Raw genomic sequence first — 22,420 nt, forward strand, 5'->3', positions numbered from 1 at the left:
ATTTTAATTGATCATGGCACCACAAAAGCTAAGCCGCTAGTTTGATAACACAGGTAGGATTCGACTCAGTTTGTCCAGGGTTTCCTGATACTCTTCTTCCACCTTACTGTCAGCAACCAGCCCACCGCCAGCCCACGCATGAATGTTGTGATCGTGGCATACCAGAGTTCTGATCGTGATGCTGGTATCCATTTTTCCACATCTGCTGTAGTAGCCAATACTTCCACAATACACGCTCCTACGGTGAGGCTCCAGTTCTTCTATGATTTCCATTGCCCGAACTTTGGGAGCGCCTGTAATTGACCCTCCAGGGAAACAGGCGCGTAACAAATCCAGACCGTGCTTGTCATCTGCCAGCTCCCCAGTCACTGTGCTGACTAAGTGATGGACTGCGGGAAAACTTTCTATGTAGAAAAGGTCCGGAACGTTAACGGTACCCGGCTTAGCGACCCGACCTATATCATTTCTCAGCAGGTCAACAATCATCAGATTCTCAGCTCTATCTTTATCAGCGCTGGTGAGGTCATCAATCGCAGCCCGGTCTTGTTGCGGATCAATGTGTCGCGGGCGGGTGCCTTTTATGGGCTTAGTTTCAATATTCCGGTTGTCGAGCGATAAGAACCGCTCCGGTGAGACAGAAAGAATACAACTGTCTTCCAGTCTGATAAAACCAGAGAAGGGCGCTGCGTTATTTTCAGCAATTTTAAGATATGCCAACCACTCGTCGCCGGAATATTTCGCAGTGAAACGTTGAGCTAAATTTATCTGATAACAGTCGCCTGATTCGAGATATTGTTTAACTTGGGTAAACTTATTCGAATAGCTAGCAGGCGTCATATTGGCCTGCCATTCAGTATCGAGTGAAAAAAGTCTAGGCTGTCGCGATTGTTGACCGTCCAGCCATTTCAGGCGGTTTTGACCTTCTGCCTGAATGATCACTAATTTTTGTTCCTGATGATCGGCGATCATTGCCCAGTCATAAAGGCCTACCGCCATTTGCGGAATCTGAATATCATCCTTGGCGCTACTGGGAATACATTCAACCTGTCGACCCAAGTCATAACTGAAATACCCCAGTGCGCCCCCTAAAAATGGCCAGGGAGCGATTGATTGCATCTGGGGTAAGAGCCTGTCCTGCAGTTGTTTCAGTGCCGTGAATGGATCGTGTTGGTGATATTCACTGCCACCATCGCGATATTTTATGACGTTTTGTCCATCACTATGGCAAAAGGTAGCGATGGGGTCAGCCACCAAAATGTCAAATCTGTTGTCGGGGTGCTCAGTGGCGGCAGAATGAAGCAGCATTGACCATGGTAATTGGGCAATGTGACTGAAAAATCGGGTGACGGCATCGGGAGCATAATCCAGATACTGGATACTGATAGGTTTAGCGTATATTCCGGTCATTTTCGTTTTTTGTGATCACCATTAAGGCGCTAATTGGCGCTGTTTGGGTCGTGAGAGTATCATATCGACACATTTAGGTCAGGCAAATCAGTCCGATGATAGTCCGTATTCACTCGTACACGGGTTTAATAAACATTTTAGGTACTTAGTGTTTATGGTGCTCTAGCCAGTATGGCTGATACCATCAAGGGTATAAAACCGCAAAGCGAGATGTTTTGACCTCATAATCTAAAAAGAATATGCATCAATAATAATTCGTTAATGTGAGCAAAGATTTAACAGGTAGGCTTTTCTGCCTGATTGACTGAGACGTGAAAGTCGTCTGACAAAATACTGGAAGTAGCCCTTAGGGCATGGAATATAACTAATAAAGAGGCATTTATGACTGTCATTCGTAAGGACGATGTCATCGACAGCGTAGCTGATGCATTGCAGTACATTTCATATTATCACCCGATCGACTTTGTACAGGCCTTGGAAAAGGCGTATAACAAAGAACAAAGTCAGGCCGCAAAAGATGCGATTGCGCAGATATTGATTAATTCCCGCATGTCAGCAGAGGGCAAGCGACCTATCTGCCAGGATACAGGTATTGTGACCTGTTTCGTTAAAATTGGCATGAAGGTTCAGTGGGACAGTGATCTGACGGTTCAGGAAATGATCGATGAGGGCGTGCGTCGTGCCTACAACAATCCAGATAACCCGTTGCGCGCATCGATAGTCGCAGACCCGGCCGGGAAACGAAAAAATACCCGTGATAACACACCATCCGTTGTACATATTGATATGGTGCCGGGTGACAAGGTTGAAATTCAGGTCGCGGCAAAAGGCGGCGGCTCTGAAAACAAAACCAAAATGATCATGCTCAATCCGTCTGATGACGTAGCCGAGTGGGTTGAAAAAACATTACCTACCATGGGGGCAGGGTGGTGTCCTCCCGGCATGCTAGGGATAGGTATCGGTGGTACAGCCGAAAAAGCTGCTGTTCTGGCAAAAGAATCACTGATGGAACATATTGATATCCATGAGCTCATTGAGCGTGGTCCACAAAACGCAGAAGACGAGCTACGTCTCGATATTTTCAACCGCGTGAATAAATTGGGTATCGGTGCTCAGGGATTGGGTGGATTAACCACAGTCGTCGACGTCAAAATTAAAACCGCGCCTACTCACGCTGCCTCCAAGCCTGTATGTATGATCCCTAACTGCGCTGCAACCAGACATGTGCATTTCACCCTCGATGGAACAGGTCCAGCAGATCTCAAGGCTCCAAAACTTGAAGATTGGCCAGAGGTGACTTGGGAAGTAGGTGATAATGTACGTCGTGTTAATCTCGATGATATTACCCGTGAAGATGTTCTTGAGTGGAAAACAGGTGAAACGGTTCTTTTGTCCGGAAAGATTCTGACTGGCCGTGATGCCGCCCACAAGCGAATACAGGAAATGCTCCAAAGCGGACAAGGTCTCCCGGAAGGCGTCGATTTCAACAACCGCTTTATTTACTACGTTGGGCCTGTAGATGCTGTCGGAGACGAGGTAGTTGGCCCTGCCGGCCCAACAACGTCAACCCGGATGGATAAGTTCACCGATATGATGCTTGGAGAAACGGGTCTTTTGGGTATGATTGGTAAAGCTGAGCGGGGTGATAAGGCAATAGAGTCCATCAGCGCCCATAAAGCGGTATACCTAATGGCAGTTGGCGGAGCGGCTTATTTGGTAGCGAAAGCCATAAAAACATCGAGAGTGGTCGCCTTTGAAGACCTCGGTATGGAAGCGATTTATGAATTTGAAGTCGAAGACATGCCTGTAACCGTTGCGGTTGACTCGTCAGGTGCAAACGCTCACCAGATTGGCCCAGACACATGGAAAGTAAAGATCGCTGAAATGGAAGGCTGATTTTTATACTTTAATGAGCGTCTCCATGAAGGCCGGACATGCTCCGGCCTTCTCTTTTTCAATGTGTGCGAGCAAGTTATCTGCCGCATTTTAGCGCATTGGATACTGCTCATCTCTTCACTTCACAATGGTCATCATTACAGATAATTGCACCTTGTTCGGTTGAGACTTCATCAGCTATTTTTTTTTGATCATCAATGGTACTTCCGACATGGTTTGACTGTTCTGTCAGAAGTGTGCCGAGAGCATGACCAATCACTAAGTCATCCACAATACCGAGATGTTGAAAACGTACATATCCATCCTTATCAATGACCACTAGGCTTGGGGTACCGCTAAGCTGGTATTTCATCATTGTCTCTGGAATCGGCCCCACCTTTGATGGCTGGTCTATCGCTATCGGGAAATCGAGGCGGTACTCATAAGCGAAAGCTCTCAAAGCGTCCGGATTCATTGCTTGATGGTGTTCAAAAACAGTGTGGATACCCAACACCTGAACGTCATCATTCGCAAATGCGTGTTGGATTTTCTTGATTTGAGGTAAACCGTGCGAAACACACCCAGGGCACAGCATCTGGAATGCATAAAGCACAATTACTTTTCCTTGAAGGTTTTCCAGCTGAAGCGGCTCGTCAACATTCAGCCATTCACTAACAGCAAGTTCTTTCGCTTTTCCTAGATTAGGTAGTCTCATCATTATCTCCTCTGTCATTATCCTTGTTGTTTTTTTCGACACCTCCAGTGAAGCAAGAATGAATAAGCCTGTCAATATTGTTTTGACTCGAAACTATAGTGACTGAGTGCTAGTATTTATTTGAGGTAAAAAAAATACTATTTGTTTGCATTTTGTTGATATAAAAATAAATACATAGCATTTTTTAAAAATAGACGGCCTTGTCAGCGAGAATTAAGTACACTGGCTTTAGGTAATGATTTACCTATTGATCGGAAAAATGAATGAGCAAAAACGTATTAAAACTTCAACATACATTAGAACGCTTGAGTAGTTTGCTCAGGGCAGAGCGCCGAGCTTTTCAGACGAAATGGGGTTTGCTACCAGTCCAGTTTGAAGTGTTAAATTATCTTGCATCCTGCAACCGCTTTTCGGGAACATTGATGGCGATCTGCGATTATCTTGGACAAACAAAAGGCTCTGTATCTCAGACAATTAAGCTTCTGGAGAAGCGGGGTCTAGTGACAAAAGAAGTTGATCCCAACGATAAACGCGTCAGCCGTCTTACCCTCTCGGAGGAAGGGGGACACATTGTCGAAGAATATAATCAGTCCGGCATGTTGCTGGGACTGGATGAAGAGACGACTTCGAGTACACAGGCCTCAATAGATTCTTTGTTGAACCATATAGAGAAGAACATCAGGGTCAAACCTTTTGGCTTCTGCGAAAACTGTCAGTACAACTGTGTTATTTCGGATGATGAATACTATTGTAAGTTAGTAAAAACCAGTCTAACGCCTGATGATGTAGTGAAAATTTGTGTCGAGTATGAAACTAAAACACAAACAGAGAACCAACAAAGTGGATAGCATATTAGTGCATTAAATTGAATATAAAAGCGGTATGTCTACCGCTCTTTACACGAGTCGCTTCCTGCGTTTCCCGCTCTATCTGTGGGTATTACTACTATTAATTTCTTACGCTAAACGTTATCAAAGCGGTAAATACCAGAATATTCTCTGTATCCGTAACATTGACCGTGACCTGTTTTTCTCCCGACGTTGACCAATCTATATCCTCAGCTTCAGCAGTAGCAATCAGATCTGTTTTTGCTTTTTTAAGGTATTTAACTGTCATGCCAATGGGGATCCATTTCGCTTTATCCGGGACTGAAACCTCTGCCATCATCCCGCCCGCCAACTCAGCCATATTACACATTGCAATAGCATGGACTGTTTTGAGGTGATTAGTCACGGCACGACGTTTTTTCATACTGATTATTGCCTGACCCGGCTTAAGTTCGACGAACTTGGGTTTGATCGTTCGAAAGTAAGGGGCTTGAAAGCAAATCGCCCAGTTAAAAAAAGCTCGGCCCAGAGAAAACCCGGAAAGGTAGTTATAGGCTTTAAGGCTCTTACGCATCGAAATTCCCTCTTCTGTGATCTGGTCAGACCACTGTATTGGATAAATAGATGCAACACAAGTTTATGCTTGATTAGGAAAATGTAGAAAGTTAGTCACGCGCGAAAAAGAAAAGCCAGCGATAGATGCTGGCCTTAATTATATTAATGATTTTATATGAAAAATTCATTTTAGACTGTGAATTTATGAACTAACTCACTCTGATTATTCGCCTGTTGGTCAAGCTGTTCACTGGTATCAGACACGGTTTGCATTGCCTCGTAACTAATATTAGATATTTCGCTAATATGCACTATGTTACGTGCAATCTCCTCTGACGTGGTCGACTGCTCATTCGCGGCAAGCACGATTTGACTAGACATATCGCTGATGCTCAGAATGATTGCCTCAATTTCCTCCATGGCGGAGTTAGCATCTGATGCCTGGCTAATACTGTTGTTCATCTGTTCAACACAATCCTGCATAACCGTAACAGCTTGCTGGGACTCTGATTGCAATTGACTGATCATCGAGTCAATTTCAGATGTTGCATCTGATGTTCGTTTAGCGAGCACTCTTACTTCATCGGCGACGACGGCAAAACCGCGGCCCTGCTCACCAGCTCGTGCAGCCTCGATCGCGGCATTAAGTGCCAGCAGGTTTGTTTGGTCAGCAATATTCGTGATCACATCAAGAATAGACTCAATACTGGCCGACATTTCTTTGAGCGATGAGACAGCATTTACTGACTGATCGAGACGTTCGGAAAGCTGATGGGTGGTTGTTATATTTCCAGTCATGACCTTACGACCCTTGGTCGCTGCGTCGCTGACTTCCTTCACTTTTTGTTTAGTCTGGTTTGCACTACTGGCAACGTCTTTGACTGACTGCTCCATTTGTGTCATGGCTGCAGCGACGGCTGTCGTTTGCGCACGTTGCTCATTAAGATGGGTTTTTGTTGCCTGTGTCGTTGATTGATTCTGCGCTGCTACTTCAGTTTGTGATTCAGCAGTATCACGAATCTGCGTCAGAATCTCACGGAGTCTCGAAGTAAGGCTGTTTATATACTCACCGAGTTCGCCAAATTCGTTCTTTTGCTTGATATCAACTTGCTGTGTCATATCGCCATCAGCAAGAGCTTCCAAGGTACGCAATATACTTTTCAGAGGTGCCTTAACGCTTCTCGCGATACTCCAACCGATAACCATTGTGAGAAGTAGAACAATAGTACCGATAAGCAGTGTGTTCTGCAGACCATTCTTAAAGGCATGATCGGCAGAAGTAATAGAGCTAGCCATTACACTATTCGCTGCAGCGCGAAAGTCACTCAACAATAGCATTGCACTATCGACATCCTCAGCAAGATTGGCGATGTTCTGACTCAGTCGCTGTGAAGATTTCAAATAAGCCTGATGTTGCTGCAGTATTCCACCGTCACGGCTGACATCAACGATAAATTTATCTACATCAGCTTGAAAGCTCTCTTTTAATTCAGGAAGTTGAGCACTTAAACTACGGAAAGATGAACTGAGTTGCTTAGTGCTTCGGAAGTTCTTTTTCATTGCTTTGGCAACAAAATCAAGGTCAGAGCTTGCCAGAGCATCAGAGGTCTGAGATTCGGTTTCAGCGAGTTTTTTAAAATATGTTCTGGAAATGATTTTGAGCGTCATGCTGCCTTTTTCGGCGATCAATTCTTTCATCCCAATCGTTAAAGCTGACTGTTGACGCTGGAAGTCCCTCCGTGCTTTGGCGATCTTTTTTTCTGCTTCTCTTTGGACGTTAACATTTTCAATCGCCAGTTGAACTTCAGCGAAGTAACGCTCTTTAATTTCATGCAGTGCAGGAAATTTCTCTTTCAAACCCGGTATCGGTTCTGCGCTTTTTTCGAGGTTTTCAAGGGATTTTTCAAAAGCTATCTGAGCTTCACTAAACCTTTCCAGAGTTTGGCTGGACTGTTCATTGTCGTCATTGGTCAGGTAGTCGGTAAAAATTTTATTCGCTGCTAATAGGCTAACACTGGTCTGATTGGAGTCCGATACCAAGGGTACTGCCTCTCTGGCAACGATATTAAGTTGCGAATGGATTTCATCAGATCCTAGGATGTTGATTGTATTTGTTGCTATTAAGCTGGCTGCGAGGACTGCGAAGCCTAGATACATTCTAACGACGACCGAGCCTTTCTTATTTGAGTTCATTTCCCTTCCTCCGTCAGCATCTTACTTTGTGAAACGTAAAAACGATGCTGAATGTTGTGTTTTCCATATACTTTTAGAGTAAATTGTCTGGATCTGGCCGAAATGGTCAAAAATAAAATTCTGGTGATTGGTAGATTACACTACTGATATTTTTGTTATAAGCACCTATCGGCCATTATTTCAGAATGTGTAGCTATCTTTTCAGTACAAGTAAAAGTATTTGAACTGCGCTGCAAAATAAGTTTTTTATCACTGTGACTATGAGCTAAAAAACAATGTTCAATATTGCTATATCCTTCTTAGACAAGCATAATAAGGGATAAACTCTTAGGCTTATCGGAGCTTGCATTGGCACAAGACACAGTTTTCAGCAAAATCGTCCGCAGAGAGATCCCTTCAGATATCCTTTATCAGGACGATTTAGTGACTGCATTTCGAGATATTAATCCTCGGGCTCCCTCTCACGTGCTTATTGTTCCCAATAGAGAAATACCGACTGTTAATGACATAGAAAATGACGACGAGGCTGCGCTTGGCAGAATGTTTACTGTCGCCCGTAAGCTTGCAAAACAGGAAGGCCTTCAAGACGATGGCTACCGCTTAGTTGTCAATTGCAATGCATACGGTGGCCAAGATGTTTATCACCTGCACATGCACCTTGTGGGGGGCAGACCATTAGGCCCAATGATGTTGTAACCCCTCTAAGTATGAAATAGAACAGAAAATATAATGCAGAAAACATCTTTTTTTAGGGCGCTGGCATGCGTTTCACTCCTTTTTACTTCTGGTTGCACAACCCTTTCTGCCAGTGGACTTTTTAGCCATTACTCGGAGGTGATGGGAAACAGTCGCCAGCATGTTGAGATGGGCGAATACGACCTTGCTCTTGAAAACTTGCCTAATTCACCAGCGGGCGAGGTATTAGACGGCTTTGAGAGGGGCCGTCTCGAGTTGTTAGCGGGTAAGAATGCCGACAGCCAGAATAGCTTTGAGATTTCAGATGCTATTTTGGTGGAGAACTCAAAGCAGGCAATGCTCAGGCTGTCATCTGGCATGAATCAGGCTGGGTCGTTATTGGTAAACGACAGTCTTATTGATTATCAGCCCAGTGATTATGAGCTGGGATTTTTGCATTTATACCGCTCGTTGAATTTTTTGGCACAGAAAGACCTTACCGGAGCCTTAGTTGAAGTTCGAAGAGCGAATAAGGTTCAGGAAAATGCGAGAAAAATAAGAGAAGAGGAACTGACTGAAGCGGAGAGTGAAGCAACGGAAAATGGCATCGATAACCAAAATCTGGGTGTGTTGCTGTCTAGATATCCGAATGCTGGCGCCAAGCTGAGTGAAGTTCAAAATGGCTATTTATTTTATTACTCGGCACTGCTTTATGAAGCCGAAGGTAACCTGAATGATGCTTTTATCGATTACTCGAGAGCATTAGCTGTTGCTCCCAAAAATGTGCACATTGCCGACGCATTGAAGCGAATTGCCAGAAAACAGGGTAGAGGCAGTGATCTGCGCTCTCTTGAAGCCAAATATGGCAAGTTTAAGAAGCCGGGCAAGGATAAAGGACAGGTAGTGATCTTGAGTGAACAGAATGTGGTTCAGTCCAAGAAGGCACTCCGTTTACCCTTTAGTATGTGGGATGAGAATGGGCAGCCAGCTAATATCACAGTATCTTTGCCTTACTATCCAGATTTGAGTGTGACACCTCCGCGCAGCATCATGCTGGATGGTCAGTCTGAGAAGCCTCTGTTACTCACTAATGTGAGTGGTATGGCAAATGCCGCACTAGGTGAACAGATCACCAGCATTGCAATAAGACAGATTGTCAGGGTGCTTGCTAAAGACAGGCTACGAAGAGAAATCAGTAGCCACGATACGTCAGGCGTCGCGAACTTATTAGCGAATGTTTATAACACAGTCACTGAACAAGCCGACACAAGAAGTTGGCAGACGTTGCCTGATTCAGTAGGGCTTTTCAGTGATTATATTGATGCAGGGAAACATAATCTGGATATTGGTGGTCAAACTGTCAATATAGAGGTAAAACCAGGTCGGACAACATTGGTCTGGCTGTCACGACAAGGGCAAAATGTTGTCCATTGGTATGGAATATTAGGAGAACTTTGATGCGATATTTGGCAGCCGCGCTATCTGCGGCCATTCTGATTGGTTGTTCTTCCACAGACAATCGGGGTATAAGCATAGATAGCAGCAACCAGCATGTTGTTCTGGCAAATTCCAGCTTAGGCAAAGATTTAGAATTTGGGAATGCGCAAGCAAATCTGTTAAATGAAAGGTTGAATGCGCAAGTCAGAATTACGAACAAAACTGGACAGGACCAAGCCATTCAGTACAAGTTTGATTGGTATGATGCTCAAGGACTAGAGGTAGACAGCGGTAAGTCTCCGTGGCGTCAATTGATTATTTATGCGGGTGATAGCAAAGTGATTTCAGGCATGGCATTGCATCCAGCCGCACGTGACTTCCGCGTTTCAGTAAGACACCTAGACTAATCAACAACTTATTACAATATAGGATAGACAAATGAAAAAGAGCGTCATTGCATTGATGGGCGTAGCTCTGATGATGGGCGGTTGTTCCAACAAAATTAGCTATGGTGATGCCCAGTCTGTTGAGACTAAAACAATTGAATTCGGTTCGACAGACTTACAGAAGATTGCTGTTGAAATGACTGACAGTATGCTGTCATCAGGTTCAGTTGCAGCAATTACTGCAGCCAAGCGTCCCATCGTCTTCGTCGAGTCCATCAAGAATAAGACTGCTGAACACATCGACACTGAATCGATCACAGACAGTATCAGCACCCGTATGCTCAATTCTGGTAAATTCCGCTTTGTTGATATGACTCGTGTTGAAGCTGTTCGCAAGCAACTTGATTTCCAGAACAACGATGAGTTGGTAAACCCAAACACAGCTGTTCAATTTGGTAAAATGGTCGGTGCTCAGTACATGCTTTACGGTAACCTATCCAGCATTAACAAGACGGCAGGTCGTGAGCAGGATGTATACTACAAAATGACAATGCGCCTCATGGATCTGGAAACAGGGCTGATTGAGTGGGCTGACGAAACAGAGATCCGCAAACAATCATCACGCTCAGTTTTGGGTTGGTGATTGGGCTCTGAACTCAATGTCAGAACATAGCTCATCCTCAGGCGACAGCTCTAGTGATAGCGCTATGTCGGATGATGCTATGAGACGAGAGATGGCCGCAGTAACGCGTTTACTGCGGCCTTATTTATTGGTAAAAGCGATCACCCCGTTGGATGGAGGGCTTACCAACTGTTGTTTTAAAGTGATCGATAGTCAAGACAACAAGTACGTTTGGCGCCCAGTGAATCGAGCTTGTGAATTGTTTGATATTAAGAGAGCCGCGGAATTTAACGCTCTTGATATTGCTGCCAAGGCTGGCTTGACTGCACCGCCACTATTACTGCTTGAGCAGGGTTTGCTGACACACTGGGTAGAGGGTTTACCAGCACAGAACGTGAGTCTTGATGATATGCTTGGTACGTTGGGTAAGCTCCATCAGCTCCCATTACCAGATCGCCACTTTGACCATCAGCAGCGTGCGGCACATTACCATCATAAGTTGTTAGAGCTGATAAAGTCCCAATCGGACGATAACTTACCCAAAGATGACGGTATGGCGAAGATTCAGCAACTCACCGTACTACACGACAGGTTTCTGCAGGCCAAGTCAAAAACAAATATTTCTTCTGCTTTTTGTCATTTTGATTTCGGTGATTACAATCTCATTCAGTCCCCCAGCTCTGGACTTAAATTAATAGATTTCGAGTATGCCGCGGCAGGAAACCCCCTGATGGATCTTCTCTTTTTCTGTCGCGCCAACTCGCTCGATATATATGCGACACTAGAGCGTTACTGTGAACTTAATAATCCCAATGATGCAGATGTCTGGCGAACTGAAATTATCGATCTAACCCCCATTGTTGATTATCTAATTATGCTTTGGTTTGAACTTGGATACCGACTATATGGTCTATCTCTTTATAAGGAATCTGCCGAAGCATCATGGATTAAGCTTGAGGAACATTGGTCATGAAGGACATAAAGTCGATAACGACAAGAAACCACAGTTATTTTTTGCACATTATTCTTTTGTCTGCGTTACTTTTTTCGGTCTCTGGCTGCAAATATCGTCTTGCATATAACACTGCTCCTTTCTGGTCTAAATACCTTCTTTCAGACTACATTCCAATGACTAATGAGCAGGAAGAGAAGTTTGAAAGAGACGTAAACGCCTTCCAAAAATGGCACCGCAAACACGAACTTCCAAATATATACGCACTCCTGGAAGACTTTCAGGCTAATAGCAATAAACCATTAGATTACAACCAGATTGTTGAGTACAACGGCCGGGTCAATAAGAGGGTATTGGCGACAATGAAGGGGCTGACACCTGCGCTTGCCTCTTTATTTGCTTCACTCTCGGACCAGCAGGTAACATATCTTCTCGATAAGATTAATGAAGATATCGAAGAGTCGCGTGAAAAAAGAGCGAAAAGGACCGAGGAAGAGGCCATTTCCCATTGGTCATCAAGAATGGAAAAAAGAGCCAAGTTTTGGCTGAAGGATATCGATATTCAGCAACAGAAACTCTTTGATGAAATTGCCGGATATTATTTAGAGATGTTGCCTTTGTTTGAGGGGATCGCTGACACACGTCTAAACGATTTGAAATTAATGCTTGCATCAAGAAAGCAACCGGGACTGGAAAAAAGAATAGATGCTTACCTTGAAGATTTGGTAATGATGAAGATTGAAGACCAGCAAGCACTAAAGCTATATAACGTGAGAAGAAATGAAGTCCTCTTTCGAATGGACCGCCATTTATCTGAGAAGCAACGTGGTAACTTTCGAGAGAATCTCGCAGTATTGTCCAAAGATATTAGTCAACTGATGAAAGACTAACGTGTAATATTTTTTCCTTTTGTACCTAAGACAAAAGTCAGAACAAGCGATTGTTCTGGCTTTCATTCTTTTTTTAACCCATCGAATGTAAAGCATCATTCCTCTAAACTCTTGTGTGCCGAGCGCTTATTTTAATGCAGAAAGTATATGGTTTTTCACATAAGAAATTGATCCAGCTCAAAACCGCCGTATAATGGTGAAAAAGAAAATTTGTTACAAAATAGCGCCATGGAAGGGAAAAACCTGATGATTTTGATGAGTATTATCAGGGATTAAAAAAACGAATACTGAGGGCATATCGCCGTCAAAAACCTTGTGCGAACCATTTTCTTTGTCTGGGTGTCTGACCGGGACAAGCACATAATTTACTTAAAGTTACGAGGATGTATTCGTGAAAAAAATCATTGTTGTCGGCGGTGGTGCTGGTGGTCTTGAATTAGCCACCAAGCTAGGTCGAACATACGGACGTAAAAAGCGAGCTAAGATCACCTTGGTTGATCGAAAGGCCAGCCATCTCTGGAAACCCCTACTTCATGAAGTTGCGACCGGTGCAATGGATGAGGGGATTGATGCAATCAGCTATCGGGCTCATGCCAAAAACCATTCCTTCGAGTTTCACATGGGAAGCCTGTGCGATATTGACCGTGACAGAAAGTGCATTCGTCTTGCTGAATTAAAAGATGAAGATGGCGAGCTTTTGGTTCCTGAACGTGAACTGGAATACGACATATTGGTCATGGCAATTGGGTCGACCTCTAATGATTTTAATACGCAGGGTGTAAGTGACAACTGCATTTTCCTTGATAGTCCCGAGCAAGCCCATTTATTCAGAACTGAAATGAATAATGAGTTTTTGAAGCTTCATACGAAGTCGGGAGAGGGCAGTGTTGATATTGCAATCGTAGGCGGCGGTGCGACTGGCGTAGAGCTATCTGCTGAGCTTCATAATGCAGTGCGTGAGCTCAATATCTACGGCTACTCAGGTCTCGACAGCTCAAAATTAAATGTCACCTTGATTGAAGCGGGTGAGCGAATTCTACCAGCATTGCCTCCGCGTATTTCTTCGGCTGCTCACAACGAGTTAATGGAATTGGGCGTTAACGTGAAAACGTCTACCATGATCGTCAAGGCGGAAGAGGATGGACTCATCACGAAAGAGGGTGAGAAGATTTCGGCTGGTATCATGGTGTGGGCTGCAGGTATCAAGGCACCGGACTTTCTGAAGGAGTTCGGTGGTCTTGAAACGAATCGAATTAACCAGTTGATCGTCAAAGACACGCTGCAAACGACAAGGGATGACAGTATTTTTGTCATTGGTGATTGTGCCGCTTGTCAGCAGTCTGATGGCTCTATGGTTCCACCACGTGCTCAGGCTGCACACCAAATGGCTTCCTTATGCTTTAAAAATATCGTTGCCATGGTGTCAGGGCTTGAGATGAAATCATACGTATATAAAGACCATGGTTCGCTTGTTTCTCTCAGCCGTTTCTCAACGGTGGGTAGCCTGATGGGCAATCTGACCAAGGGAAGTATGATGATTGAGGGACGGTTGGCTCGAATCGTTTATATTTCTCTTTATCGTAACCATCAAATTGCGATTCATGGACTATTTAAAACTGGCTTGATGATGTTTGTCAGTCGGATAAACAGGGTGCTTAGGCCCTCTCTTAAACTGCATTGACAGAAAAAAGAGAAAGGAAAAAAGCTGCAGTCATGCAGCTTTTTTGTACCGAAAGATTGTGTTTGGAAATCAAATCAAGAACGTTGAGTAATCAAATCTGTCTTTGTCAGTCAAGTATGTCGGCGGGGACAAGGCTATACACCAAACCGTCAAACGGCTGCCCGTTATAAATGATCCGGTTTCTGGCCTTGCACTCAAATGTGGCACCCAGTCTCTCGGCTACCGTTTTGCTGGCAATGTTGTCAGGTGCCATGACGAGCTCTAACCGGGTGAGGAGAAGGTGACTGAACGCGATATTAATGACGACATTTGCTGCTTCAACCGCAAAGCCACATCCCTGATATTCTGAATGTATCCAGTATCCTAAGTTAGCCATATTCGATGATGTGTCAATTTGCGACAGATAGACAGCCCCAATTATCTGTTGAGATTCTTTTTCCAGCACTAGCATTTCATAACATGTACCGGTGAGCCAGTTCTGGCGACTTCGACATATCCATGCATCGGCTTCAAGTGAGTCGAATCCTTCATGACACCAATCGAGCCAAGGTCCAACGGTATCGGATGATGCGACTACCGTTTGCTGAAAACTATCGAGGTCGGCTTTTTTTAAGGCCCTGATTATCAGGCGATCTGTAATAAACTCTAAGTCTTGTTGCATATTTACCCTGACAAAAAAGCCCCAATTCTTGGGGCTTATATTTAAACGCGTCTTACTTGAATAATAAGTCCCATCAGGGGGTGGTCAAGGTAGTGAATCTCACCGCTTCTCATTCTTCTCTTTTGAATAAATGAAAATGACCTAAGGAATTTGTCTACCGAGTAGGTTTTTTCCAGCTGTGTCAGCCCCTGTGTTGACTCATCTTCAACACCAGTGATCACTGTGGTTCCCTCCGGAGCCTCGCTCTGAAGTATCTCGTTAACTGCTGAGAGTTGCTTACGTTCACCGGGCTCTCTGAGTCTCAAGTCGGTCTCTATAAAGAGGTAATGCTGCACATAGACTCTGATCGTGCCATCAAGAGTGAATAGGGGGCCACGGCTTGGTTCACTGTCGGTTCCATCTGAAACCTGAGTGAATGCTCCTCCTGCAGCGATTGGGGTGCCGTCTGCATAATACTCACTATCGTAGTTGCGACCTGCTGTTAGTCTGATGGGCGGCATCTTTGCCCGTCCTGCGTCACCTTGCCTCCATGCAACATGGATAAGCGGTTGAAAACCAGCGTGGTTGGCTAATTTTTTATATACACCATTTAGCCGCCATTTGTTTTTCGGCAACACCTGCAAGTCATGAATCAGCATTGATGCACTATTAGATGCAGGTACAGAACCGGAGAAGTTTATGGCTGGTGTTTGCTCCGGCCAGCTTTCCTTCACCATATCCGGATTTTGATTGCGCTTAAATACAATCACTTCGACGTCAAACTGGCGCTCAGCAACGGCTGACCAGCTCAACAAACACAATAGAATTCCAAGTATTTTTTTCAATGTGTTGCTCCGTTCCACTCCGCCAGTCAGGCTGCCGATAGGTTTTCTGAGAATTGCGTGAGTAATGTTGAAATAAATCCTACTCGTTCGCGTCTGTCAGTCAGCGACTCAATAATTTTTAATCTTGTTGGTCCGTCAAACCGATAACGACCCGGGTTTGATTGTAACAGACCCACTAGGAAGCCGGGATCGATTTGACTGTTTTGGTTAAACTCGATCACACCGCCTTTGTCATGGGCATCGATTTTCTTGACTCCAAGACTGGCAGCATCAATTTTGATTTGTTGAACAGTAAGTAAATTGGCGGCTGCATCAGGTAAAAGACCAAACCTGTCTATCAGTTCAACTTTAATCTCGTTAATTCCATCACTGTTTTTGGTTCCCGCTATGCGCTTGTAGAGTGACAGACGAGTATTAACATCAGGTACATAACTCTCTGGCAAGAGGGCGGGCAGCCTCATCTCAACCTCAGTTTGCTGGTTCAGCAAGTCATCAAGGCTTGGCTCACGTCCTTCTTTCAATGCTTCCACAGCCTGCTCAAGCATTTCCATGTACAGAGTGAATCCAACTGATTGAATCTGACCGCTCTGATCCTCTCCCAGTAACTCGCCTGCACCGCGTATTTCTAAATCGTGGGTTGCAAGTGTAAAGCCCGCGCCAAGATCTTCCAGAGAGGCAATGGCATCAAGACGTTTGACCGCATCTTTGGTCATTCGCTTCGGATGAGGCGTGAGCATGTAGGCGTAAGCCTGATGATGAGAACGACCTACGCGGCCTCGCAACTGGTGTAATTGTGCCAGTCCCAGGTGGTCTGCTCTGTCCATAATGATGGTATTCGCAGTCGGAACGTCGATACCTGTTTCAATGATCGTTGTACAGACGAGAACATTAAAACGCTGATGATAAAAATCACTCATAATGCGCTCAAGTTCTCTTTCTCTCATTTGACCATGTGCAGTGGTGACCCTTGCTTCGGGCACCAGTTCAGCAATTTCATCTGCTGTTTTCTCAATTGAATCAATATCATTGTGAAGGAAGTAAACCTGACCGCCACGCAGCGTTTCACGGAGAATAGCCTCTCTGATCAGCGCTTTGTCCCTTTCTCGTACAAAGGTTTTTATTGCCAGTCGCCGTTGCGGCGGGGTCGCGATAATGGACAAATCGCGCATACCACTCATCGCCATGTTTAGCGTTCTTGGGATAGGCGTTGCAGTCAGTGTTAAGATATCAACATCTGCTCGCATTGCCTTCACTTTTTCTTTCTGCCTCACACCAAAGCGGTGCTCTTCATCGACAACAAGTAAGCCAAGGTCAGCAAAGGACACATCACTCTGCAGCAGTTTGTGAGTGCCTATGATGATATCGACTTTTCCTTCACGGCAGTCGGCGAGGATAGCTTTTTGCTCTTTGGCTGATTTGAAACGCGAGAGTACTTCAACCCTGACAGCCTGATTGGCGAAACGATCACAGAAGTTTTCATAATGTTGCTGGGCAAGCAACGTGGTGGGCACCAATACTGCGACCTGTTTTCCATTCGAAACGGAAAGAAATGCTGCGCGCATAGCGACTTCAGTCTTACCGAAGCCGACATCACCACACACCAGTCTATCCATTGCAATCGGACGACACATATCCGAGAGGACTGCATTAATTGCTAACGATTGGTCATGTGTTTCCTCAAAGGGGAACGTCGCTATAAAGTCTTGGTAAGCTTCTTTATCATGTTTAAATGCAAAACCAGGTTTAATGGCTCTTTTGGCATAAACATCCAAAAGCTCAGCCGCTACGTCGCGAACTTTCTCGGCTGCCTTTTTACGTGCTTTCTCCCAGCTATCACTACCAAGACGGCTCAATGGCGCGGTATCTTCGGAACCGCCAGAATAGCGGCTTATCAGATGCAGTGAGGCGACAGGGACATACAGCTTGGATCCTTGCTGGTATTCAAGGGTGACATATTCAGTGGTTATTCCACCTGCTTCAAGTGTTTGCAAACCGAGATAGCGGCCAACGCCATGCTCAAGATGAACAACAGGTTGCCCTTCGTGCAGTTCTGCAAGGTTGCGAATCAGCGTGTCGCTGTTGACTGCGGGCTTCTTTTTGTCACGTCGACGTTGCTGAACAACGCGTTGACCAAGGAGGTCACTTTCACACACTAATGCAAAGTCTGGATTCTCTGAAATAAATCCACGATCACACTGCCCGATGATCAAGGCAAAGCGGCTTTGTGCTGACAGTGCCTCTGTCAGGGAATCACTGACCATTGGGCGGATTTTCGTTCGTGTCAGAAGGTCCAGCATGGCTTCGCGCCGACCTTCAGTTTCTACTGAGAATATGATTTTCCCATTGAAGCCCTCACTGAATTGTCGCAGAGCAACCAAAGGCTCTTTCAACTGGTGATTCACCGTGAGATCCGGGAGGTCGGCCAGTGGTAAGTTTTGTCTGCCAGCCTTGTTCTCAGCGACAGCTGTTTGCAGCTTAACGCGAGGAAGCGCTTTAAAGTGGCTAAACATCTGCTCAGTGTTTTGCCAAAGCTCTTCTGGTGATAACAAAGGACGGAGCGGATCGACCCGTCGTTGATCGAAGCGATAATCCACATCGCTCAAAAACTGGTTTGAGGCAGATTCCAAATCACCGACAGTAATGAGTAGGGTATTGTCTGGCAGATAATCAAACAACGTTTCCATCTGTTCGAAAAACAGCGGTTGCCAATACTCAATGCCAGCAGGCCAAACTTTTTTACTGACCTGCTGATAAATCGATTCTGGTTCACGACGGGCATCAAAGCGCTCACGCCAGCGCATTCTGAAGTTCTCAACCGCGTCATCGTTCGTCGGGAATTCGTGTGCTGGCAACAGCTGAAGGCTTTCCAGTTCTGCAACTGAGCGCTGATTCTCAGGGTCAAAGCCGCGAATACTGTCCACTTCATCATCAAAGAAGTCGATGCGATAAGGTTGACCGGACCCCATGGGAAAGAGATCAAGAATTGAACCGCGGCTGGCATATTCGCCATGCTCCATCACCTGATCGACATGACGATAACCTGACAATTCCAGTCGGCTTCTTAGTTTCTCCAGTGACAGTACATCGCCTTTGTTGACCATAAGTGCATGCTGCATCAGGAATGAATGAGGCATGACTTTTTGTAGCAGGGTCGTTACTGGAATCAATAATACGCCAGAGGGTTGGTTTGCCATTTGATAAAGTCTGGCAATTCGGTCTGAAATGATGTCCTGGTGCGGCGAAAAGTTATCGTACGGCAGGGTTTCCCAGTCAGGGAAGACATCACAAGTCAGGGGAGTGAACTGTTGAATCTCAGGTTGTAATTTAAGAGCGGTCTGCGTGTCGGGTACGACAACCAATGCCATCCTTGACGATTCATTCGCAAGGGTCGCAATACTGAGAGCCATTGACGAACCAACATGGTTACCAATGACACGAGTGTCACCCGCCTTAACGGGTGAGGGCAGAGAAAATAATTCAGACTGTTTCATATAAGGCGGTATTTAGTTCTTTCTTTCCAGAGCACGTTGCCGCAGCAGTTTTTGTTGTTCGTGGAGCGCTGCGCGTATTAAGACATCTCTGTCTTCTTCTAGCAGGTGAGTATACTTGATTGCAATTTCGAACTGACCATTTTTTTCTTCACAAGCAGATACGATTCCATAGCAATAAACGGCAGAGGGAGGATGGTCAATAAATATTTTTAACCTGACGTAATGGCCTGTCTGCCATTTCTCATGCCCTTTAAAAACTAATCTGCTCGCTCCGAAGCTTTCTGTATGGTACCTCTGCTCAGGATCATCTTGCTGCGACAGCATAAAGCCCAATAAAAGGTCAATTTTGTCGTTTTGTAACTGGATATGCCTCGCAGTGACATCGTCGAGTTTTACTGAACCTTGCTCGTCCAACCTACTGTCCATTTTACTGAATTGACTTGCAAGTCTGAATGAGGAGGGAATTTCATTCTCAAACTCTTCTTGCTCAGGCAGATTTTGATCGATATCGAGTAACCGGGCATTGATTCTGAGATTGACTGTGACAGAGAAGTATTCGTCCTGGCTCATGTGTTAACCTAATCCGTTGTGATCTAATGATTATCACGCAGCCCTTCCAATACTACAAGCCAGTGAGTGATTATCTGTTGAGCAAACAACAGAGCTATGTGAGGCACAACTGTTATTGCACTTGTTTAATCGCGTCTCTCTGTTCATCATACTGGTGCAACAAGAAGTTAAGTTAAAAAACATCGTTCTCAGACACTCCTAACATTGGCAGAGTCGGGTCAAAGAGGGATGGTTGTTCTGTCTTTTAAAGCTAAAATCGGTGTGAAAATGATAATTGAGTACATTAGATGAAATTTAACCCATTACCGCTTTTTATCGGGTTTCGTTATTTAAGGGGGCGATCAGGCGATCAGTTTGGCCGTTTCGTCTCTTACATGTCTACTGCAGGAATCACCATTGGTGTGATGGCGTTAATCACTGTTGTGTCGGTGATGAATGGCTTTGAGGGACAGCTGAAAGAGCGCATCCTTGGCGTACTGCCTCATGCTTATGTTGCAGGAGAGAAAGATAATCCGGTTGATACCGACACTGTTCGACAATGGCCGGGTGTGAGCTCGGTAGCACCTATCCGAACAGCTGATACGGTTATTCAGAGTGCTCAGAACCTGTCAGCAGGGATACTGCAAGGGATCGATCCTAACGCGCCAGAGCCAATCGCAAATCACATGCTCACCGGAAGCGTCTCTCTGTTAGAACCAAAAGGGTATAGGGTAATTATCGGTCGGCAAATGGCAAGGCAGCTCGATGTCGTCGTTGGTGACAAAGTCAGGTTGTTTGTTACCAACGCCAGCATTTATACGCCAGTCGGCCGCATGCCATCGTATCGGAATTTTACAGTCGTTGGCGTATTCGATACCCGTACCGATGTTGATGGTCAGATTATGTATGCCAACATCCGTGACGTTTCAGCCTTGCTTCGACTGAAAAAGAGCACGCCTCCAGATTTGCGTATTTTTGCCGATGACCCCTTCGACGTTCCTTCATTAAAAAAATTCGCTGTGGCTGATGGATGGCAGTGGACAGACTGGCGTCGATTGCGCGGAGAGCTTTTTCAGGCTGTCAAAATGGAAAAAAACATGATGGGTTTGATGCTCAGCCTTATCGTCTTGGTTGCTGCATTTAACATTATCTCAGCCTTGATCATGGTGGTCATGGAAAAACAACCTGAAGTGGCAATATTAAAAACACAGGGTATGAGCAGAACGAGCATTATTGCCACTTTTATGGTGCAAGGTGCAAGCAGTGGTATTGCCGGTGCTGTTTTGGGCGGTGGCCTTGGCATTCTTCTAGCCATGAACCTCAATGCAATCATGACACTGTTCAATCTTTCCTTACTTGGCGCTGGCATGGGTTTGCCTGTAATTGTTGAGTATGAGCAAGTAATAACGATTATTTTGGCAGCAGTTGGTCTCAGCTTGCTGGCGACACTTTTCCCTTCAATTACGGCGGCTTCGGTCCGCCCGGCAGAGGCACTGCGTTATGAGTAACTCCCTTCTTACCTGTACAGACATTACGAAAACGTATAGTGAGGGAGGAATGGAGACTCACGTACTCAAAGGTGTCTCATTCTCTCTTGCAAAGGGAGAACTGGTGGCAATCGTCGGCAGTTCAGGCTCTGGAAAAAGCACACTTCTTCATATTCTTGGGGCTCTGGATGATTTGACCAGTGGTAAAGTGCACTTTGACGGTCAGGATTTATTTGCTATCAAACCCTCATTACAGTCAAAAATTCGGAACGATAAAATCGGCTTTATTTACCAATTCCATCATTTGCTGGCGGATTTCACCGCTGCTGAGAATGTTGCCATGCCTCTTATGATTGGTGGTATGGCTAAAAAGCAGGCTTTGAATGTTGCCCATGACATGTTGAAACAGGTTGGGGTTGATCACCGGGCGAGTCATCGTCCCTCAGAGTTGTCTGGCGGTGAACGTCAACGCGTCGCGATTGCCAGAGCTGTGGTGAATAAGCCTGCGCTTGTTCTGGCTGATGAGCCAACAGGGAACCTTGATCATAAAACAGCGTTGGATATCTACGCGCTGATTCGACGTTTGAACGAGGAATTGAACACCACATTTTTAGTGGTTACCCATGATAATGAGCTGGCAGCAAAGCTGGATCGTCAGATGACAATGCTCGACGGTGAGCTTATCTCAAATGAGGCAGAGTATGCGTAGTTCTCTTTCTCTCTTTATTGGGCGTCGTTTCAGTCGGACACAGAAAAGGAATATTTTAGTTTCTTTCATTTCGTTGTCATCGACGATTGGTATTTCCGTCGGCGTTATGGTTGTTATCCTTGGCCTGTCTGCAATGAATGGCTTCGAACGCGAGCTGAATAACCGGGTACTCTCTGTGGTTGCTCATGGACAGCTGGAAGGTGTTGAAGGACCCGTCAAAGACTGGCAAGCGATGCAAAAATCCGCTCTTGAGCATCCTGACGTCATAGGTGCTGCGCCTTACGTCAAGTTCACTGCATTGCTTGAACGCGGTGCCAAACGAGTACCAGCTCAAATTAGTGGCATAGATCCGCAGCAAGAAATCAATGTGTCTTCCATTTCCGAGTTTATTGATTCAAATGGATGGAAAGCGTTGAGTTCTGATCCAGATGCTATGGTACTGGGGAAGGGAATGGCAGATCGCCTTGGCGTGTCAGAAGGAGAC

General features: G+C 45.2%; 20 protein-coding genes. 12 read left to right on the forward strand and 8 right to left on the reverse strand.

The window, feature by feature from the left end; translation table 11 throughout:
• Positions 1-36: 36 nt before the first annotated feature.
• Entirely contained in the window at positions 37-1,407 is a 1,371-nt protein-coding gene (gene pabB / locus A8L45_RS14135) for an aminodeoxychorismate synthase component I (RefSeq protein ID WP_068903381.1), read from the reverse strand.
• Positions 1,408-1,788: 381 nt separating this feature from the next.
• On the opposite strand from pabB, the gene A8L45_RS14140 reads away from it, so the two are divergent.
• On the forward strand, positions 1,789-3,303 hold the full coding sequence (locus tag A8L45_RS14140) for a fumarate hydratase (RefSeq protein WP_068903383.1): 1,515 nt from the start codon (positions 1,789-1,791) through the stop codon (positions 3,301-3,303).
• Positions 3,304-3,412: 109 nt separating this feature from the next.
• Here the strand turns inward: A8L45_RS14140 and A8L45_RS14145 are convergent, their stop codons facing one another.
• Complete coding sequence (locus tag A8L45_RS14145) at positions 3,413-4,000, reverse strand: peroxiredoxin family protein (RefSeq protein WP_245680732.1); 588 nt, start codon at positions 3,998-4,000, stop codon at positions 3,413-3,415.
• Positions 4,001-4,260: 260 nt separating this feature from the next.
• Between A8L45_RS14145 and A8L45_RS14150 the strand changes: the two genes are divergently transcribed.
• A complete protein-coding gene (locus A8L45_RS14150; protein ID WP_068903386.1) occupies positions 4,261-4,845 on the forward strand; it encodes a MarR family winged helix-turn-helix transcriptional regulator in 585 nt (194 codons plus the stop codon).
• A 100-nt stretch (positions 4,846-4,945) separates the two neighbouring features.
• Here A8L45_RS14150 and A8L45_RS14155 read toward each other — a convergent pair whose 3' ends face one another.
• Entirely contained in the window at positions 4,946-5,398 is a 453-nt protein-coding gene (locus tag A8L45_RS14155; RefSeq protein ID WP_068903388.1) for a hotdog fold domain-containing protein, read from the reverse strand.
• A gap of 170 nt (positions 5,399-5,568) precedes the next feature.
• Positions 5,569-7,572 carry a methyl-accepting chemotaxis protein gene (locus A8L45_RS14160; RefSeq protein ID WP_068903390.1) on the reverse strand — a complete coding sequence of 668 codons (2,004 nt, stop codon included), beginning with the start codon at positions 7,570-7,572 and terminating at the stop codon, positions 5,569-5,571.
• A gap of 348 nt (positions 7,573-7,920) precedes the next feature.
• Between A8L45_RS14160 and A8L45_RS14165 the strand changes: the two genes are divergently transcribed.
• From A8L45_RS14165 to A8L45_RS14195, 7 genes are all read left to right on the forward strand, one after another.
• Positions 7,921-8,268 carry an HIT domain-containing protein gene (locus tag A8L45_RS14165; RefSeq protein WP_068903391.1) on the forward strand — a complete coding sequence of 116 codons (348 nt, stop codon included), beginning with the start codon at positions 7,921-7,923 and terminating at the stop codon, positions 8,266-8,268.
• A gap of 33 nt (positions 8,269-8,301) precedes the next feature.
• The gene (locus A8L45_RS14170) at positions 8,302-9,705 is read left to right on the forward strand and encodes a COG3014 family protein (protein ID WP_068903393.1); all 1,404 of its coding nucleotides are present in this window, start codon (positions 8,302-8,304) and stop codon (positions 9,703-9,705) included.
• The gene (locus tag A8L45_RS14175; protein WP_068903395.1) at positions 9,705-10,091 is read left to right on the forward strand and encodes a YcfL family putative periplasmic lipoprotein; all 387 of its coding nucleotides are present in this window, start codon (positions 9,705-9,707) and stop codon (positions 10,089-10,091) included. Before A8L45_RS14170 ends, A8L45_RS14175 begins: the two co-directional genes overlap by 1 nt.
• 31 nt (positions 10,092-10,122) lie before the next feature.
• Entirely contained in the window at positions 10,123-10,713 is a 591-nt protein-coding gene (lpoB, locus tag A8L45_RS14180; protein WP_068903397.1) for a penicillin-binding protein activator LpoB, read from the forward strand.
• Positions 10,714-10,792: 79 nt separating this feature from the next.
• On the forward strand, positions 10,793-11,665 hold the full coding sequence (locus A8L45_RS14185; protein ID WP_175401990.1) for a phosphotransferase: 873 nt from the start codon (positions 10,793-10,795) through the stop codon (positions 11,663-11,665).
• A complete protein-coding gene (locus tag A8L45_RS14190) occupies positions 11,662-12,534 on the forward strand; it encodes a DUF6279 family lipoprotein (protein ID WP_083228348.1) in 873 nt (290 codons plus the stop codon). Before A8L45_RS14185 ends, A8L45_RS14190 begins: the two co-directional genes overlap by 4 nt.
• Before the next feature lie 391 nt (positions 12,535-12,925).
• Entirely contained in the window at positions 12,926-14,215 is a 1,290-nt protein-coding gene (locus A8L45_RS14195) for an NAD(P)/FAD-dependent oxidoreductase (protein WP_068903401.1), read from the forward strand.
• A 106-nt stretch (positions 14,216-14,321) separates the two neighbouring features.
• Here the strand turns inward: A8L45_RS14195 and A8L45_RS14200 are convergent, their stop codons facing one another.
• From A8L45_RS14200 to A8L45_RS14215, 4 genes are read right to left on the reverse strand one after another with little or no spacing between them, the layout of a single operon-like run.
• Positions 14,322-14,876, reverse strand: coding sequence for a GNAT family N-acetyltransferase (locus tag A8L45_RS14200; protein WP_068903402.1), 555 nt, complete (start codon positions 14,874-14,876; stop codon positions 14,322-14,324).
• Positions 14,877-14,917: 41 nt separating this feature from the next.
• Positions 14,918-15,700 (reverse strand): peptidoglycan binding protein CsiV, encoded by a 783-nt coding sequence (locus A8L45_RS14205; protein ID WP_068903403.1) that lies wholly within the window; start codon positions 15,698-15,700, stop codon positions 14,918-14,920.
• Between the two features lie 26 nt (positions 15,701-15,726).
• The gene (gene mfd, locus A8L45_RS14210; RefSeq protein ID WP_068903404.1) at positions 15,727-19,191 is read right to left on the reverse strand and encodes a transcription-repair coupling factor; all 3,465 of its coding nucleotides are present in this window, start codon (positions 19,189-19,191) and stop codon (positions 15,727-15,729) included.
• 12 nt (positions 19,192-19,203) lie between these two features.
• The gene (locus A8L45_RS14215) at positions 19,204-19,761 is read right to left on the reverse strand and encodes a hypothetical protein (RefSeq protein ID WP_068903405.1); all 558 of its coding nucleotides are present in this window, start codon (positions 19,759-19,761) and stop codon (positions 19,204-19,206) included.
• Positions 19,762-20,048: 287 nt separating this feature from the next.
• On the opposite strand from A8L45_RS14215, the gene lolC reads away from it, so the two are divergent.
• The 3 genes from lolC to A8L45_RS14230 all read left to right on the forward strand — a co-directional run.
• Positions 20,049-21,248 carry a lipoprotein-releasing ABC transporter permease subunit LolC gene (lolC, locus tag A8L45_RS14220; RefSeq protein ID WP_068903406.1) on the forward strand — a complete coding sequence of 400 codons (1,200 nt, stop codon included), beginning with the start codon at positions 20,049-20,051 and terminating at the stop codon, positions 21,246-21,248.
• Positions 21,241-21,936, forward strand: coding sequence for a lipoprotein-releasing ABC transporter ATP-binding protein LolD (lolD, locus tag A8L45_RS14225; RefSeq protein WP_068903408.1), 696 nt, complete (start codon positions 21,241-21,243; stop codon positions 21,934-21,936). Before lolC ends, lolD begins: the two co-directional genes overlap by 8 nt.
• Positions 21,929-22,420: ABC transporter permease (locus tag A8L45_RS14230; protein ID WP_175401991.1), on the forward strand; the 492-nt coding region annotated here is incomplete at its 3' end. The genes lolD and A8L45_RS14230, both read left to right, overlap by 8 nt.

It is taken from the genome of Veronia pacifica (assembly GCF_001707825.1).
Lineage (GTDB): Bacteria > Pseudomonadota > Gammaproteobacteria > Enterobacterales > Vibrionaceae > Veronia > Veronia pacifica.